Below are 17,286 nucleotides of genomic sequence, written 5' to 3'. Positions count from 1 at the left end.
GATGCCCAGCGTCGTCACCACCGTAGAACGCGCCGATCCGGCCGTCGTCGCCGGTCTCGCCCATGCCGGCGTCGCCACCGTGCACGAGGCGCAGGGCCGCATCGGCCTGCTCGGCAGCCGCCTGCGCCCCATCTATTCCGGCGCACGCATCGCCGGCTGTGCGGTCACCGTGTCGGTGCCGCCGGGCGACAATTGGATGATGCACGTCGCCATCGAGCAATTGAAAGAAGGCGATATCCTGGTGGTGGCACCGACCTCCCCGTGCGAGGACGGCTATTTCGGCGACCTGCTCGCCACCTCCGCCCTGGCGCGCGGCTGCCGCGGGCTGGTGATCGACGCGGGCGTGCGCGACGTGCGCGACCTGACCGAGATGGGCTTCCCCGTCTGGTCGCGCGCGATCTCGGCGCAGGGCACGGTCAAGGAGACGCTGGGATCGGTCAACGTGCCGATCGTCTGCGCGGGCGAGCTGGTGAACGCGGGCGACGTGATCGTCGCCGACGACGACGGCGTCTGCGTGGTCCGCCGCACCGATGCCGCGGCGGTGCTCGAAAAGGCGCAGGCGCGCGAGGCCAAGGAAGCCGAGAAGCGCGAGCGGCTGGCCAAGGGCGAACTCGGCCTCGACATCTATGCGATGCGCGAGCGGCTGGAACAGAAGGGCCTTCGCTATGTCTGAGGGCATTCGCGCGATGTGGATGCGCGGCGGCACGTCCAAGGGCGGCTTCTTCCTCGCCGAAGACCTGCCCGCGGAGCCGGCCGCACGCGACGCCTTCCTGCTGCGCGCCTTCGGCTCGCCCGATCCGCGCCAGATCGACGGCATGGGCGGCGCCGACCCGCTGACGTCCAAGGTCGCCGTTGTCTCCCGCTCGGCCCATGAAGGCGCCGACGTCGACTATCTCTTCCTCCAGGTGTTCGTCGACCAGGCGATCGTCACCGATGCGCAGAACTGCGGCAACATGCTCGCCGGCGTCGGCCCGTTCGCGATCGAGCGCGGGCTGGTCGAGGCGCAGGAGGGCGAGACCCCGGTCTCGATCTTCATGGTCAACACCGGCAAGCTCGCCACCGCGACCGTCCGCACCCCCGGCGGCACCGTCACCTATGAAGGCGATGCCCGCATCGACGGCGTTCCCGGCACCGCCGCCCCGGTGCCGCTCGCCTTTGCCGACATCGCCGGCTCCAGCTGCGGCGCGCTGCTCCCCACCGGCAACGCCGTGGACGTGATCGGGGGCGTGGAGACCACGCTGATCGACAACGGCATGCCCTGCGTGGTGCTGCGCGCCGCCGATGTCGGCATCACCGGCTATGAGGATCGCGAGACCCTCGACGCCGACGAGTCGCTCAAGGCGCGGATCGAGGCGATCCGGCTGGAGGCTGGGCCGATGATGAACCTGGGCGATGTCGCCGACCAATCGGTGCCCAAGATGATGCTGGTCGCCGCCCCGCGACACGGCGGCGCCATCAGCGTGCGCTCCTTCATCCCGCACCGCTGCCACGCCTCGATCGGCGTGCTGGGCGCGGTCAGCGTCGCCACCGCCTGCCTGATCGACGGATCGCCCGCCCACGCGCTGGCGGTGGTGCCGGAGGGCCGGTCCAAGACGGTCGACGTCGAGCATCCGACCGGCGCCACCGGTTGCGTGATCGACGTGGACGAGCGCGGCACGATCACCGGCGCGGCCATGCTGCGCACCGCCCGCAAATTGTTCGACGGCATGTTGTTCGGCTGAACCGCCGCCCGCCGCCCCAACGAGAGATAAAAAGAATGACAAGCATAGGAGAGACGACGAAGCGGGCCGGACGGTTCGGCATCCTGGGCCAGCTGTGGTTCCAGGTGCTCGCCGGCACGGTGATCGGCATCCTGCTCGGCCACTTCGCACCCGGCACCGCCGTCGCGATGAAGCCGTTCGGCGACGCCTTCATCAAGCTCATCCGCATGATGATCGGCCCGATCATCTTCGTGACGGTCGTCCACGGCATCGCCGGCATGAACGACATGACCGCGGTGGGCCGGGTCGCGCTGAAGTCGATCGTCTATTTCGAGGTGATCACGATCATCGCGCTGGTCTTCGGCCTGGTCGCGGTCAACCTGTGGCAGCCCGGCGCCGGCATGAACATCGACGCCGCCGCGATCGATACCGCCTCGATCCAGGGCTATGTCGCCTCCGCCCACGACCAGTCGATCACCAGCTATCTGATGGCGATCATCCCCGACACCTTCGTGAGCGCGCTGACCGAGGCGCATGTGCTGCAGGTGCTGTTCGTGGCGGTGCTGTTCGGCATCGCCATCGCCTCCATCGGCGAGCGCGCGAAGCCCGTCATCGACGTGATCGACAGCGCGTCGCAGGGCTTCTTCCGGATCATCGGCTACATCATGTACTTCGCGCCGCTGGGCGCGTTCGGCGCGATCGCCTTCACCGTCGGCCAGTTCGGCACCGCATCGCTGCTGTCGCTGGGCGAGCTGATCCTGGAGTTCTTCGCCGTCTGCGCCCTGTTCACCGGGGTGGTGCTGGGCGGGGTCGCCTGGTGGTGCGGCGTCAGCCTGTGGCGCCTGCTCGGCTATCTGTGGGACGAGATCGTCGTGGTCGCCGCCACCACCTCGACCGAGACGGTGCTGCCGCGCCTCATCCAGAAGATGCAGAAGGTCGGCTGCGAGGAAAGCGTCGTCGGCTTCGTGATCCCCGCGGGCTATTCGTTTAACCTCGACGGCACCTGCCTCTACCTCACCACCGTCGCGGTGTTCCTGGCGCAGGCGACCAACACCCACCTCACCTTCGGGCACGAGCTGGCGCTGATCGCGGTGCTGCTGCTCACGTCCAAGGGCGCGGCGGGCATCGCCGGTGCGGCCTTCGTCGTGCTGGCCGCGACGCTCAACACCACGGGCGTCATCCCGGTCGCCAGCATCGCGCTGATCCTGGGCATCCACCGCATCCTCGCCGAAGGGCTCACCTTCGTGAACCTGATCGGCAATGCGCTCGCCACCGTCGTGATCGCCAAGTGGGAGGGCAAGCTCGACGAGCGGACCCTCGCCGCCACCATCGGCACGCGCAAGCTGCGCGCCAAGCACGACATCGCCGCCGCCTGATCCGGCTGCGACGACCATGATAACCGGCCGCGGCGCGAACGCGGCCGGACAGGAGATTCCGATGCCCGTTCTGACCACCACCGCAGCCGCGCTGCTGCTCGCCGGACAGGCGCAGGCGGCGCCGCTGCCGCCCGACACGCGCGACGTGCCCGCCACCGCCGCCCCCACCACCAGCGCACCGCCGCTGACCGGCGAGGGCGAGCGCGAGAGCGGCCGCGACGCCGCCGCCGCCTTCTCCCCCGGTGCCAAGCAGGCGGCGCCCGCGGACCAGAGCAAGGCGCCCACCGGCTTCGCCCGGTTCCAGCGCAACAACGCCATCGGCAAGGCGCTGCGCTCGCTCAACGACCAGGGCGTCGATCTCACGCTCGACTTCGTCGGCAACGTCGCCGCCAATCCGATCGGCGGCGTGCGCCACGGCAGCGCCGAATCGCACTGGGTGATGGCAGCTGCCGACATCGATCTCGAAAAGGCGCTCGGCTGGTCCGACACCAAGCTCCACGTCCAGGGCGCATGGTTCACCGGCGACAGCCTGGGCCGGGACTCGATCGGCAATTCGATCAGCTTCCAGCAGACGTGGCGCCCCGTCTCCGGCCCCCGCCTCACCCAGCTCAACATCGAGCACGATTTCGGCAAGCTCAACCTGATGGTCGGGCGCGCGGCAGTGAACAGCTATTTCAACAACTCGCCGCTCAACTGCGCGTTCATGAGCAACACCAGCTGCCTCACCGCCTATGGCGCGATCAGCGACATCGGCATCACCGCCTATCCGAACTCCTCCTGGGCGGCCAAGGCGCGCTACGCGATCGACGACCGCTGGTACGTCCAGACCGGCGCCTTCGAATACAACAACGACCTCAATGCCAAGGGCAAGGGCGGGCTCGACTTCTCGCTCGGCAAGGGAACGGGCGTGCTGATCCCGGGCGAGGTCGGCTACCAGACCAGCTTCGCGCAGGAGCGCCTGCCGCGTCGCTATCGGCTCGGCTTCTATCTCAACACCGACGGCGGCCAGAGCCCCTATTATGACGCGAACGGCAATTCGGCGGCGCTGAGCGGCCTTCCCCGCGCCGGGCGCGGCGGCAACCGGCTGGGCCTGTATGCGATGGCGGACCAGACGGTGTCGCGCGCGCAAGGCGCCAGCAAGCGCAACCTGGCGCTGTTCGGGCGCTTCTTCCTCAACGCCGGCAACGTCCAGTCGATCGACTGGTTCGCCTCGGCCGGGTTCGTGAAGACCGGGACGTTCAAGGGCCGCGACAACGACACGATCGGCCTGCTCGTCACCAACACGCATTTCAGCGACCAGCAGATCGCCTATCTCCGCGACCTGCGCGCCAAGGCGGGCGGCACCGGATCGCCCGAGGCGAACGAGATCATCACCGAGCTGAACTATGGCTGGGCGGCGCTGCCCGGGCTCCGGATCATGCCCAACGTCCAGTACGTCATCAATCCGGACCCGATCTACGCGACCAGCCGCAAGACCGACATTCCGGACGCCGTGGTGCTGGGCCTGCGCGTCGACGTGCACCTGGCGCAGCTGTTCGGAGGCTAGGCCCCGCGTGGGGCGGACCCGACCCGCAGCAGCACGCGCAAAGCCTCTCGCGGTCAGGCGCAGCGCCCCGGGGGCAGTCCCCCGGGGCGCCGCCGGTTACGCCCGCAGCTGCTTCACCGCATGGTCGGCCGCACGCGCGGTCATCGCCATGTAGGTCAGCGACGGGTTGACGCAGGAGGCCGACGCCATCTGCGCGCCGTCCGTGACATAGAGGTTGGACGCGTCGTGCGCCTGGTTCCAGCCGTTCAGCACCGAGGTGCGGGGATCGGCGCCCATGCGCGCGCCGCCCATCTCGTGAATGGCGTCGCCGGGCACATGCTCGCCCTCCCAGCTGCGCACGTTGAGGAGGCCGGCGCCCTTCAGCATCGCCTCGCCCTGCACCCGCGCGTCCGCCATCATCTTGAGCTCGTTGTCGCGGAAGCGCACGTCGAACCGCATCAGCGGTATCCCGAACCGGTCCACCTTGCTGGCGTGGAGCGAGACGCGGTTGTCCTTGTACGGCAGGCATTCGCCGAACGCGCCCATGCTGAACTTCCACGGCGCATAGCGGCGCAGGCCCTGCTTCATCGACGCGCCGAAGCCGACCGGCGGCGACGGGTCGCGGCTGGCGCTGCCCTGATAGCCATAGCCGCGCTTGAACCCGACGCCCTCCTCGCCGCCGATGTTGCGGAAACGCGGGATATAAACGCCGCCCGGCCGCCGGCCATATTCGATCAGGTCGGTCATGCCGGGGATCTCGCCCGACACGCCCACGCGGAAGATATGGTCCATCACATAGCGGCCCAGCGTTCCGCTGCTGTCGAAATGGCTGCGCTCGCTTCCCGGCGCGCGCGAGTTCATCAGGATCTGCACGGACGCCATCGCCGATGCGCAGACGAACACCAGATCGGCCGACACCGTCTGCGCCTGGCCCGTCTTGGCATCGACATAGCGCACCCCCGTCACCCGCTTGCGCGCGGGATCATATTCGACGTTGGTCACCACCGCGTCCGACTGGAGCGTCAGCCGCCCGGTCGCGCGCGCCGCCGGCAGCGTCACCGCCTGGGTCGAGAAATAGGCCCCGAACGAGCAGCCGTTGCTGCACTGGTTGCGCATCTGGCACTTGGTGCGGTTCTGCTCGGGCTTGTCCTCGGTCAGGTTGGACAGGCGGGTGTGGATCAGCTTGCGGCCCGGGAACTTCGTCTCCAGCCGCTGCTTCAGCCACTGCTCGGCGACGTTCATCGGCATCGGCGGCTGGAACTCGCTGTCCGGCAGATAGGGCAGGTTCTCGCGCGAGCCGGACACGCCGACATATTTCTCGACATAGCTGTACCAGGGCGCGACGTCGTCATAGCCGATCGGCCAGGCGCCATCGATGCCGTCGCGCTTGTTCGCCTCGAAATCTTCGGGCGCCCAGCGGAAGCTCCACCGGCCCCAGATCAGCGACTTGCCGCCCACCGCACCCGGGCGGATCCAGTAGAACTTGTCCCCCTCGTCATAGGCATAGGGGTTCTGCCGGTCGTCGTTGTAGAAGCGCTGGTTGCTGGGCTGCACATAGCCGTGACGCGCGATGAAGTAGTTACTGTCCATCACCGGCTTGGGCATGATGTTGCGCGCCGGCACCTCGGACGCGGGCTTGCCGTCGTACGGATAGCCCTCGCCGTGCTCGACCATGACGCCCCGGTCGAGCATCAGGACGCGCAGCCCCTTTTCGGTCAGTTCCTTGGCGGCGAAGCCTCCGCTCACGCCCGATCCGATGACGATCGCGTCGAACCTGTTGGTCGAAGCCATGATGTTGTTCCCCTGCCCGTACGTGCTCAGAACCGCAGCGCGCGGAGCGTCTTGAAGCTGGTGGTGATGTCCGGAAGATAGGGCGCGGGCGCCTCGTCGTTCTCGACATAGAAGTGGCGGACCCCGGCGCTTCCCTTCAGGCGGAACAGCGCGGCGAAGTCGGTCTTGCCCTGGCCCACGGCCGTCATGCTGCGGTCGGCGCGCATGTCCTTGACGTGATAGGCATAGATGCGGCGGTTCAGCCGCTCGATCAGCCCGGCCACGTCCTCGCCCGCGTGCGCGGCCCAGTAGAGGTCGAGCTCCACCTGCACCAGCGACGGGTCGATCTCCTCGATCAGCCGGTCGAACAGGCTCTTGCCGCCCGGCTTCACCGTGAATTCGAAGTCGTGGTTGTGGTAGGCAAAGCCCAGCCCCGCCTTCTTCAGATCGGCGCCGAACCGCGCGATGTTGGGCAGCGCCGCCTTCCATCCGGCTTCCGTGCGGTGCTGGTCCGTCATGTACGGCAGCACCACCGTGTCGGCGCCCAAGGTCTTCGCCATGGTCACCGATCGCTCGAACTGGCCGAGCAGCGCGTCATAGCCGATGTGCACCGACGGCGCGCGCAGGCCCAGCCGGTCCATCGTCCGGCGCAGCAGCGCATGATCCATCGCGTCATAGCCGCCGCCGCCGAACTCGACCTCGCGATAGCCGATGCGCGCCACCTGCCCCAGCGTCGCCACCGGGTCCTTCTGGAAGAGCTCGCGCACGGTGTAGAGCTGGAGCCCCACCGCCGGGATCTGGGCGGCATGGGCGGCCGGGACGATCCGGTTCGACAGGGCGATGGCCGCGGCGCCCCCGGCGCCCGCGAGCAGGGTACGGCGGCTGATCATGCGCTGTAGACCTTGTTGACTTGGGAATAGGGAAAGGCGCCGTTGTATTCGCCCGGCACCGGCAGATATTCGCGCTCCTGGGTGATGCCGATCTCCGACGTGTAATAGCCGGTGATCACCATCTGGCGCATCGCCTCGAAGAAGTCCTTGCCGCCCGGGATCTGGCCGTTCATCGCCAGCGTCAGCAGCGCATCCTGCTGCTTGGGCGTCGCCTTGGCGGCAGAAACCTTATAGTCCTTCAGGCTGCGGGCTTCGACCGCGTCGAGCCCGGCCAGGATCGGCTTGCGATCGTCCGGCACGCCCCAGTCGGCGAGCAGCTTCTCGATGAACATCGGCACGCCCGCGGCGATCGCGCCCGGCGTATCGGTGGTCGGGATGATCCGCTCGCTCAGCGCCGTCACCAGCGCGCGCTGGTCCGGCGTGAACACCGCCGTGCTCGGCGGGCCGTCGGAGATCACCGGCACCCGCGATGCCTGGGCCGCACCGGCCGCGCGCGCGATCGGCGCGAACAGTCCCGCCCCGAACATCGTGACGACGCCGGCAAGCGCCGTTCTGCGATCGATCACTTGGCCTCTCCTCCCGTGGTGCGAAGCATTCGTGCCTCCCCTTCTTATTGTGCGTCGATTTCCCGATAGGCGGCGATCAGCCGGTCCTCGCCGGCGCGGCCCTTGACCGAATTGCCGTGCTCCATGCCGATCACCCCGGCATAGCGGCGCTGGCGGAGCCACCGAACGATGTTGGCGTAATGGATCTCGCCGGTGCCGGGCTCGTTGCGCCCGGGATTGTCGCCGAACTGGATATAGCCGATCTCGCTCCAGCAGGCGTCCATCACCGGGATCAGGTTCCCGGACTGGATCTGCTCGTGATAGAGGTCGGCCAGGATCTTCACGCCCGGGCTGTTGGCACCGCGCGCCACGGCATAGCCCTGGGCGATGCTCTGCATGTAGACGCCGGGATGGTTGGTGCGCGTGTTGAGCGGCTCCATCACCATCGCGATGCCGTGGGGCGCCACGATGTCGCCGGCGCGGCGCATGACATCGATCACCCGCGCGGTCTGGATCTCCACCGGCACCTTGGGGTCCATGAAGCCGGTGACCACCGTCATGCGCGTCGCATTCAGCCGCTTGGCGACGTCGATGGCGCTGCGGACGTCGGCCAGGAACGCCTCGCGCTCGGCCCCGTCGTTGGCACCCAGCAGCGGCCGCGACTGCGACCATTTCGGCATGCTGGCGACGAACACGCCCATCGCCATGCCGCGCTGCTGCAGCGCCTTGGCCATGCGCTGCTGTTCCGCGACCGGCCGGCTGCGCGCCTCATTGTCTTCCCAGGCGGTGAAGCCCTGGTCGGCGGCATAGGCGATCTGCTCGAGCAGGCCGCCGCGGCTCGCGAAGCTGCCCTCATGCGGCGCATAGCCGAGCGAAAAGCGGGCGGCGTTGGAGCCGCCGTCGCCCTGCGCCAGGCCGGCGCTCGCCGCGAGCGGCGCGACCGCGCCGGCAGCCAGCACGGTGCGACGCGAGACCGTCATGCCCCCCGCCCGATCATTTGCCGCCCTGCGCCTTCAGGAACGCGATGATCGCCTTGCGCTTGGCGGCGTCGGCCATGCCGATCGGCATGCGCGTGCCCGGCACCTTCTTGGTCGGCGCGGCCAGGAACTGGTCCAGCGTCGCCTCGTCCCAGCGCAGCTTCGACGCCTTCATGGCGTTGGAATAGTTGAAGCCCGGCACCGCGGCCGCGGGCCGGCCGACCACGCCGTTCAGGTTCGGGCCGACGCCGTTGCGGCCGCCCTTGTCGACCGTGTGGCACGCCTTGCAGGCGGCAAAGGCCGGCGGCGGCGCGGTCTGCGCGACGGCAGGTGCCGCGGTGACGGCCAGCATCGCTGCCGCCGCCCCCAGGCTGATGATACGCTTCATACACTCTCTCCCGGATCGATGCTGGTCCACTTCCGGTCCGAGGCCGCATTGGCGACCACGGCCTCGACGAATTTCATGGTGCGCAGCCCGTCGCCGACGCCGGGGAACCACCGCTCCCCCTCGCCGCGCAACGCCACGGCAAAGCCGCGGTAGAGGTTGGCGAACGCCTCGACATAGCCCTCGGGGTGCCCGGCGGGGGTGCGCAGCAGCCCGTTCGCGCCGTCGCTCAAGCCTGGGCCGCCCGCGCGCAGGATCTCGGCCGGCCGATCCAGCCAGCGCAGCGTCAGCGTGTTGGGCTCCATCTGCGCCCATCCCAGCCCGCCGCGCTCGCCATGGATGCGCAGCTTCAGGCCATTCTCCTCGCCGGCCGCGACCTGGCTCGCCTTGAGCGTGCCGCGCGCGCCGCCGTCGAAGCGCAGCAATGCGCTCACGTCGTCGTCGAGCCGCCGTCCCGGCACATGGATGGTCAGGTCCGCCGCCACCGCCTCGGCACGCAGGCCGGAGACATGCTCGGCCAGCTGAAACGCGTGGGTGGCGATGTCGCCCAGGCAGCCGCCGATCCCGGCCCGCGCCGGGTCGGTGCGCCACTCGGCCTGCTTGTTGCCGGCCTCGTCGATCGGCGCGCTCAGCCAGCCCTGGAGGTATTCGACCTGCACCAACCGGATCGCGCCCAGGTCGCCGCGCGCGATGCGGGCCCGCGCCTCCTCGACCAGCGCATAGCCGCTGTAGGTAAAGGCCAGCGCGAACCTCCGCCCGCTGGCCTCGGCCGCCGCCGCGATCGCCTCCGCCTCGGCGACGCTCATCGCCATCGGCTTTTCGCAGAACACGTGGAAGCCCGCCTCCAGCGCGGCGATCGCCATCGGCGCGTGGAGGTGGTTCGGCGTCACGATCGCCAGCGCATCGATGCGCGCCTCGGCCGGCAGCGCGCGCTCGGCCGCCAGCATCGCATCGATCGAGCCATAGACGCGCGCGGGATCGAGCCCCAGCTGCTCGCCGGTGCGGGTGTTGCGCCGCGCATCGGTGCTGAACGCGCCTGCGGTCAGCCGCCAGTCGCCATCCAGCGCGGCGGCCATGCGGTGCACGGCGCCGATGAACGCGCCCTCGCCGCCACCCACCATGCCGAGCCGGAGCGGCTGCCGCATCACGCGTCGCCTTCCTTCAGGCCCAGCAGCGATCGGATCGCGGCCCGATCGACGCCGCTCGCCGCGAAGTCGTCGAACGGGCGCTCGGTCACGCGGATGATGTGGTCGCGAATGAACGGTGCGCCTTCGCGCGCCCCGTCCTCGGAACGCTTGAGCGCGCATTCCCACTCCAGCACCGCCCAGCCCTTGTAGCCATATTGGGCAAGCTTGCTGAACACGCCGACGAAGTCGACCTGGCCGTCCCCGGTCGAGCGGAAGCGCCCGGCCCGGTTCACCCAGCTTTCATAGCCGCCATAGACGCCCGACCGGCCGCTCGGGTTGAACTCGGCGTCCTTCACATGGAAGCACGAGATCCGGTCGTGATAGCGGTCGATGAAGTCGAGATAGTCCAGCTGCTGCAGCACATAGTGCGACGGATCGAACAGGAGGCGGGCGCGGGGGTGCTCGCCCACCGCCGCCAGGAACCGCTCCCACGACGCGCCGTCGTGAATGTCCTCGCCCGCGTGGACCTCGAACGCACAGTCGACGCCCGCATCCTCGAACGCGTTCAGGATCGGCGTCCAGCGCCGTGCCAGTTCGGCAAACGCCTCCTCGACCAGCCCCGTGGGCCGCTGCGGCCAGGGATACACATAGGGCCAGGCCAGCGCGCCCGAGAAGGTCGCATGCGCCGACAGCCCCAGGTTGGCGCTCGCCTTCGCCGCCAGCGTCACCTGCTCGACCGCCCAGGCCTGGCGCTCGGCGGGCTTGCCGTGCACCTCGGGCGGCGCAAAGCCGTCGAACAGCGCGTCATAGGCCGGGTGCACCGCCACCAGCTGCCCCTGGAGATGCGTCGACAATTCGGTCGGCTCGATCCCGAACCGTGCGAGCCGCCCGCGCAGGTCGTCGCAATAGTCCCTGCTCTCGGCCGCGGTCTTTAGGTCGATCAGCCGCGGGTCGCACGGGATCTGCACGCCCACGAAGCCCAGGTCCGCTGCCCATTCGGCCAGCCCGTCGAGCGTGTCGAACGGCGCGGTGTCGCCCAGGAACTGTGCCAGGAAGATGCCCGGCCCCTTCATCGCGGTCATGCGCGCGCCTCTCCCTTGGTCTCGTCGCGGAAGCTGATCTGGAACAGGATCGCGACCACCGCCGCCGCGATCGCGGGGTACCACCACATGTGCTGCCAGTCGGCGACGCTCGGCGTCTCGGGCAGCTGGGCATAGAGCAGGCCGCCGATCTGCGAGCCGAGCAGCATGCCCACGCCATAGGTGAACAGCGTCAGCATCCCCTGCGCCTGCGCGTTGACGCCCTTGGGCGAGGCGATGGTGCCGGTGTAGATCGCGCCCGCCACGAAGAAGAAGTCGTAGCACACGCCGTGCAGCGCCACGCCCAGGTAGATCGCCCACAGCGAGTCGCCGCCGTCGCCGATCGCGAACAGCGCATAGCGCACCGCCCAGGCGATCATGCCCACCAGCAGCAGCGGCTTCACCCCGAAGCGGCGATAGAGCCACGGCATGGAGAACATGAAGGCGAGCTCGGACATCTGCCCGATCGACATGGTGCCACCGACATTCTCGATACCGGCGGTGCCGATGTAGGCGGAGGCATAGGCGTAATACATCGCCAGCGGGATCGAGATCAGCGTCGCGCAGGCGATGAAGATCAGGAACGAACGCTGGCGCACCAGGCCGAACGCCTCGACGCACAGCACCTGGCGGATCACGCTCTCGTCGCGCGGCGCGTCCGCCTCCACATTGGGCAGGGTGACGCTGTAGAGCCCGAGCGCGATCGAGACGACCGCGGCGATGGTGAAGATCTGCGGGCTCGCCGACAGACCCGCCCAGCCGATGATCAGCCCAGCCGCGATCCAGCCCAGCGTGCCGAACGCGCGCACGAACGGGAAGCGGTCGACCCGCTCGCCGAAGCTCTTGAGGGCGATGGTGTTCGCCAGGCCCACGGTCGGCATGTAGAGGATCATGTAGCCCAGCAGCAGCCAGACGAAGCTGTCGCCATGCTCGGGCGTCACCAGCGACGGCAGCACGAACAGCAACACGCCGCCCACCAGGTGCAGGATCACCATCAGCATCTTGGGGCTGAAATAGCGCGCGGCCGCCATGCCGAGCAGGAACGAGCCGACGATCGAGGCGATCGGCCCCACCGAAAAGGCGTTGGCGATCAAATTGCCGATGCCGACCGTCTGCATCACCAGGCCCAGGGTCACGTTCCACGCGCCCCAGACGAAGAACTGCATGAACATCAGGGCGCTCAGCCGCCCCGTCAGCATTCCCGACGCCGGGCGCACGTCACCCGTCAACGTCCCTTCGGCAGCGACCATGCGCTCATCCCCTCCGCTGCAGTTTTCCTGCTCTTGGGGGCAGCCTAACAGCGCGAACCGGCATGTAAAGGATTACATCACCCCTATCGACACGCTTGGCCGCAGGCGACATGAAGCGGGGATGACGACGATCATCCAGGTCGCCGCCGTCGCCGGGGTCTCCACCGCGACGGTGTCGCGCGTGCTCAGCCAGCCTGCGCGCGTGGCCGAGCAGACGCGCCGGCGCGTGCTCGATGCCGTCGATGCGCTCGGCTACCAGCCCAACGTCGCCGCGCGCAGCCTGCGCACGCTGCGCGCCGCCAAGATCCTGCTGACCGTGCCCGACATCTCCAACCCCTTCTTTGCCAGTGTCATCCGCGGCGCGGAGGAGGCGGCACGCGATGCCGGCTATTCGGTGGTGGTGGGCGACACCCGCCACGATCCGGAGGTGGAGGATCAGTACGCCGACATGCTCTCGCGCCGCGAGGTCGACGGGCTGGTGTTCCTCGGCCACCGCCTGCCGGCCAGCCTCGCCCCGCTGCTCGCCGCCCAGGGGACGGCAGCGCCGATCGTCAACGGCTGCGAGTACAGCCCCGACATCGGCGTGCCGAGCGTCCACATCGACAATGCCGCCGCCAGCAGCGACGCAATCGAGCATCTGATCGCGCTCGGGCACCGCGACATCGGCGTCATCACCGGCCCGGCGATCAGCCCGATCAGCCGCGATCGCCTGACGGGCGCCCTGCGCGCCGCCGACCGCCACGGCCTCGGCGACCAACTGCAGCTGCGCGCCGGCGACTATTCCGCCGCCTCCGCCTTCCAGCGCGCGGGGGAACTGGTTGCGGGCGGAGTCACTGCGATCTTCTGCTTCAGCGACGAGATGGCGATGGGCGCGATCAGCGCGATCGCCCAGGCGGGCCTCTCCTGTCCCGACCAGGTCTCGGTGATCGGCTTCGACGACCTGCCGCTCGCCCGCTTCTTCTCGCCGTCGCTCACCACGGTCGCCCAGCCCAAGGGCCTGATCGGCCAGCGCGCCGTCGAACTGCTGGTCGACATCCTGCGCGGCGCCACCCCCGCCCGTCGCCAGCTGACCCTCGCCCACGAGCTCTTGGTCCGCAGCAGCACCGCCCCGGCCCGCCGCTAGCGCCGCCGCCAGTGGTCGGCCGCAGCGGTGCTTGAGGATCTTCGCCAACCCTGCGCGGACCACTAGCCCGCTAGATCGCTAGAGTTGCCCAAGGCGTCCGAGAGCCAAGGCGCCCCCGCCTCCAGACAGCCCTTTTCGTACCCCGGGGGAGGCCGGGGTCCAGTTGGGTGCGCCTTGTTGGAGAGCGGGGCGCGTCGGGGTGAGTGGCGGGGTGCCTGCGATCAGGCCACAGCGTCGAAGGTCGAATGGGCGCCTCAAGCGGCCCTGCTTTAGCTCGGGCTCGCCCATACGCCGGACGCACGAAAGCCCGCTGTCTTGCGACAAGCGGGCTTTGGTGTTTGGTTGCGGGGACAGGATTTGAACCTGTGACCTTCAGGTTATGAGCCTGACGAGCTACCGGGCTGCTCCACCCCGCGCCAGGGTGAATTGCATTGTGAATGGGTTGTGTGTGCACGGGCTTCAATGCCTGGCGACGACCTACTCTTCCATCGCTTGAGCGATAGTACCATTGGCGCGGTCTGGTTTCACGGCCGAGTTCGGGATGGGATCGGGTGGGTCACAGACGCTATAGCCACCAAGCAATGAAGCCGGTGCACACAAGTTTTTCAAATCGATGTTAAGGCTGAGGGTACATCCACATCTTGGACAACCAGGGTTGTCGTTGATGGTGGGACTCTTCAAGCGCGAATAGGACAATTAGTATCGGTTAGCTACACGCGTTACCGCGCTTCCACATCCGATCTATCAAGGTCGTGGTCTCCGACCGTCCTAAGAAATCTTATCTCGAGGGAGGCTTCCCGCTTAGATGCTTTCAGCGGTTATCCCGTCCGTACATAGCTACCCTGCTGCGCCGTTGGCACGACGACAGGTACACCAGAGGTACGTTCAACCCGGTCCTCTCGTACTAGGGTCAACTCCTCTCAAATTTCGACGCCCACGGCAGATAGGGACCAAACTGTCTCGCGACGTTCTGAACCCAGCTCACGTACCACTTTAATTGGCGAACAGCCAAACCCTTGGGACCTGCTCCAGCCCCAGGATGTGATGAGCCGACATCGAGGTGCCAAACAACCCCGTCGATATGAGCTCTTGGGGGTTATCAGCCTGTTATCCCCGGCGTACCTTTTATCCGTTGAGCGATGGCCCTTCCACGAGGGACCACCGGATCACTATGACCGACTTTCGTCTCTGCTCGACTTGTCAGTCTCGCAGTCAGGCTGGCTTATGCCATTGCACTCTAACAGTCGGTTTCCAACCGACCTGAGCCAACCTTCGCGCGCCTCCGTTACTCTTTAGGAGGCGACCGCCCCAGTCAAACTACCCGCCACAGAGGGTCCCTGAACCAGTTTCATGGTTCGAGGTTAGACAGTAAACAACAACAGGGTGGTATTTCACTTGATGGCTCCACACCAGCTGGCGCCGGTGCTTCAAAGCCTCCCACCTATTCTACACAGTTCTTGTCCACTGCCACTCTGAAGCTGCAGTAAAGGTGCACGGGGTCTTTCCGTCTAACCGCGGGTACTCCGCATCTTCACGGAGAATTCAATTTCGCTGAGCATGTCCTGGAGACAGTGGGGAAGTCGTTACGCCATTCGTGCAGGTCGGAACTTACCCGACAAGGAATTTCGCTACCTTAGGACCGTTATAGTTACGGCCGCCGTTTACCTGGGCTTCATTTCGGAGCTTGCACCCCTCCACTTAACCTTCAGGCACCGGGCAGGCGTCAGACCCTATACGTCGTCTTGAAGCCGACTTAGCAGAGCCCTGTGTTTTTGCTAAACAGTCGCTACCCCCTGGCCTGTGCCCCCCATGAGAGCTTGCGCTTACATGGGGCCTCCTTCTTCCGAAGGTACGGAGGCAATTTGCCGAGTTCCTTCAGGACACTTCTCTCAAGCGCCTTGGTATACTCTACCTGACCACCTGTGTCGGTTTCGGGTACGGTCTATACGGTGGGGCTATTTCCCGGGACAGCTTCGAAGCCAGCTCAATCCGATAAGAGCTGACAACACACGCCATCCGTCACACACCACCAGGCTGCGGAATATTAACCGCATTCCCATCGACTACCCCCTTCGGGCTCGTCTTAGGGGCCGGCTCACCCTGCGCGGATTAGCCTTGCGCAGGAACCCTTGGTCTTTCGGCGAGAGGGCATCTCACCCTCTTTATCGCTACTCATGTCTGCATTCGCACTTCCGATACCTCCACGGTCGGTTACCCTCCCGCTTCACAGGCGTACGGAACGCTCCGCTACCGCGTGCACAAAGTGCACACCCTAAGCTTCGGTGCGTGTCTTGAGCCCCGTTACATCTTCGCCGCAGGAACCCTTGTTTAGACCAGTGAGCTGTTACGCTTTCTTTAAAGGATGGCTGCTTCTAAGCCAACCTCCTGGTTGTTTTGGGATTCCCACATGCTTTCCCACTTAGACACGACTTGGGGACCTTAGCTGTAGGTCAGGGCTGTTTCCCTTTTGACGACGGACCTTAGCACCCGCCGTCTGTCTCCCGAGTAGTACTCCTAGGTATTCGGAGTTTGGTTAGGTTTGGTAGATCTCGCGACCCCCTAGCCCATCCAGTGCTCTACCCCCTAGGGTATTCGCTCGAGGCACTACCTCAATAGTTTTCGCGGAGAACCAGCTATTTCCCGGCTTGATTGGCCTTTCACCCCTAAGCACAACTCATCCGGTAACTTTTCAACGTTAATCGGTTCGGACCTCCAGTGCGTGTTACCGCACCTTCATCCTGGTCATGCATAGATCGCCGGGTTTCGGGTCTAATGCATCAAACTATGGTCGCCCTATTCAGACTCGCTTTCGCTACGCCTACACCTAACGGCTTAAGCTTGCTTGATACATTAAGTCACAGACCCATTATGCAAGAGGTACGCGGTCACACCCTAAAGATGCTCCCACTGCTTGTAGGCAATCCGTTTCAGGTACTGTTTCACTCCCCTCATCGGGGTGCTTTTCACCTTTCCCTCACGGTACTAGTTCGCTATCGGTCATGTACGAGTATTTAGGCTTGGAGGGTGGTCCCCCCATGTTCAGACAGGATTTCACGTGTCCCGCCCTACTCGAGTCCTGATACATCACTTTCGCATACGGGGCTGTCACCCGCTATGGCCACACTTTCCAGAGTGTTCTGCTAGTTGAATATCAGGCACTGGCCTGGTCCGCGTTCGCTCGCCACTACTAACGGAATCTCGGTTGATGTCTTTTCCTCCGGCTACTGAGATGTTTCAGTTCACCGGGTTCGCTTCACCAAAGCTATGTATTCACTTCGGTGATACCTTTCCCATTTAACCCGGCCGATGTTCGCACACCGGCTGAATTAAATGGTGAAGGTGGGTTCCCCCATTCGGAAATCGTCGGGTCAAAGGTTGCTCACACCTCACCGACGCTTATCGCAGCGTGCCACGTCCTTCATCGCCTGTACATGCCAAGGCATCCACGAATTGCCCTTACCTCACGCTTGAGAGTCCACACCACCAACGACAACACTGGATCGGTCTTGCGACCGACACGAAACTCGGCAGAGCAGTGT

The 17,286-nt window shown here is 66.4% G+C and carries 13 protein-coding genes, 1 tRNA gene and 2 rRNA genes; 5 read left to right on the top strand and 11 right to left on the bottom strand.

Annotated elements, in window-relative coordinates:
- Position 1: 1 nt before the first annotated feature.
- The 4 genes from EDF69_RS03575 (at position 2) to EDF69_RS03560 (ending at position 4,622) form a co-directional block, all read left to right on the top strand.
- Positions 2 to 673 carry a 4-carboxy-4-hydroxy-2-oxoadipate aldolase/oxaloacetate decarboxylase gene (locus tag EDF69_RS03575; RefSeq protein ID WP_132883940.1) on the top strand — a complete coding sequence of 224 codons (672 nt, stop codon included), beginning with the start codon at positions 2 to 4 and terminating at the stop codon, positions 671 to 673.
- Positions 666 to 1,721, top strand: coding sequence for a 4-oxalomesaconate tautomerase (locus EDF69_RS03570; RefSeq protein ID WP_132883939.1), 1,056 nt, complete (start codon positions 666 to 668; stop codon positions 1,719 to 1,721). Before EDF69_RS03575 ends, EDF69_RS03570 begins: the two co-directional genes overlap by 8 nt.
- A gap of 35 nt (positions 1,722 to 1,756) precedes the next feature.
- Entirely contained in the window at positions 1,757 to 3,076 is a 1,320-nt protein-coding gene (dctA, locus tag EDF69_RS03565) for a C4-dicarboxylate transporter DctA (RefSeq protein WP_132883938.1), read from the top strand.
- Positions 3,077 to 3,137: 61 nt separating this feature from the next.
- Positions 3,138 to 4,622, top strand: coding sequence for a carbohydrate porin (locus EDF69_RS03560; RefSeq protein ID WP_165890045.1), 1,485 nt, complete (start codon positions 3,138 to 3,140; stop codon positions 4,620 to 4,622).
- Positions 4,623 to 4,718: 96 nt separating this feature from the next.
- On the opposite strand, the gene EDF69_RS03555 is transcribed toward EDF69_RS03560, so the two are convergent.
- The 8 genes from EDF69_RS03555 to EDF69_RS03520 are packed head-to-tail and all read right to left on the bottom strand — an operon-like array spanning position 4,719 to position 12,624.
- Positions 4,719 to 6,392: a GMC family oxidoreductase gene (locus tag EDF69_RS03555; protein WP_132883936.1), complete on the bottom strand. Its 1,674-nt coding sequence runs from the start codon at positions 6,390 to 6,392 to the stop codon at positions 4,719 to 4,721.
- A gap of 26 nt (positions 6,393 to 6,418) precedes the next feature.
- Positions 6,419 to 7,261 carry a sugar phosphate isomerase/epimerase family protein gene (locus EDF69_RS03550; RefSeq protein ID WP_132883935.1) on the bottom strand — a complete coding sequence of 281 codons (843 nt, stop codon included), beginning with the start codon at positions 7,259 to 7,261 and terminating at the stop codon, positions 6,419 to 6,421.
- On the bottom strand, positions 7,258 to 7,827 hold the full coding sequence (locus EDF69_RS03545) for a gluconate 2-dehydrogenase subunit 3 family protein (protein WP_132883934.1): 570 nt from the start codon (positions 7,825 to 7,827) through the stop codon (positions 7,258 to 7,260). Before EDF69_RS03545 ends, EDF69_RS03550 begins: the two co-directional genes overlap by 4 nt.
- Before the next feature lie 44 nt (positions 7,828 to 7,871).
- Entirely contained in the window at positions 7,872 to 8,786 is a 915-nt protein-coding gene (locus EDF69_RS03540; protein ID WP_132883933.1) for a hydroxypyruvate isomerase family protein, read from the bottom strand.
- Between the two features lie 13 nt (positions 8,787 to 8,799).
- Positions 8,800 to 9,171: a c-type cytochrome gene (locus EDF69_RS03535; protein ID WP_125961338.1), complete on the bottom strand. Its 372-nt coding sequence runs from the start codon at positions 9,169 to 9,171 to the stop codon at positions 8,800 to 8,802.
- Positions 9,168 to 10,313 (bottom strand): Gfo/Idh/MocA family protein, encoded by a 1,146-nt coding sequence (locus tag EDF69_RS03530; RefSeq protein WP_204991304.1) that lies wholly within the window; start codon positions 10,311 to 10,313, stop codon positions 9,168 to 9,170. Before EDF69_RS03530 ends, EDF69_RS03535 begins: the two co-directional genes overlap by 4 nt.
- On the bottom strand, positions 10,313 to 11,377 hold the full coding sequence (locus tag EDF69_RS03525) for a sugar phosphate isomerase/epimerase family protein (protein ID WP_132883932.1): 1,065 nt from the start codon (positions 11,375 to 11,377) through the stop codon (positions 10,313 to 10,315). The genes EDF69_RS03530 and EDF69_RS03525 overlap by 1 nt, the downstream gene beginning before the upstream one ends.
- Positions 11,374 to 12,624: an MFS transporter gene (locus EDF69_RS03520; protein WP_132883931.1), complete on the bottom strand. Its 1,251-nt coding sequence runs from the start codon at positions 12,622 to 12,624 to the stop codon at positions 11,374 to 11,376. The genes EDF69_RS03525 and EDF69_RS03520 overlap by 4 nt, the downstream gene beginning before the upstream one ends.
- Positions 12,625 to 12,745: 121 nt before the next feature.
- Here EDF69_RS03520 and EDF69_RS03515 point away from each other — a divergent pair, with 121 nt between their 5' ends.
- Positions 12,746 to 13,747: a LacI family DNA-binding transcriptional regulator gene (locus tag EDF69_RS03515; RefSeq protein ID WP_132883930.1), complete on the top strand. Its 1,002-nt coding sequence runs from the start codon at positions 12,746 to 12,748 to the stop codon at positions 13,745 to 13,747.
- Between the two features lie 339 nt (positions 13,748 to 14,086).
- Here the strand turns inward: EDF69_RS03515 and EDF69_RS03510 are convergent.
- The 3 genes from EDF69_RS03510 to EDF69_RS03500 all read right to left on the bottom strand — a co-directional run bounded on the left by EDF69_RS03510 (position 14,087) and on the right by EDF69_RS03500 (position 17,217).
- Positions 14,087 to 14,163 (bottom strand) — tRNA-Met (locus EDF69_RS03510).
- A 48-nt stretch (positions 14,164 to 14,211) separates the two neighbouring features.
- Positions 14,212 to 14,326: ribosomal RNA gene (gene rrf / locus EDF69_RS03505) — 5S ribosomal RNA — on the bottom strand.
- Between the two features lie 97 nt (positions 14,327 to 14,423).
- Positions 14,424 to 17,217 (bottom strand): 23S ribosomal RNA (locus EDF69_RS03500).
- Positions 17,218 to 17,286 lie beyond the last annotated feature (69 nt).

Origin of the sequence: Sphingomonas sp. JUb134 (genome assembly GCF_004341505.2) — a bacterium.
Classification (GTDB): Bacteria; Pseudomonadota; Alphaproteobacteria; order Sphingomonadales; family Sphingomonadaceae; genus Sphingomonas.
The sequence above is the reverse complement of the archived record's forward strand: the minus strand, read 5'-3'. Positions and strand labels throughout refer to the sequence as shown.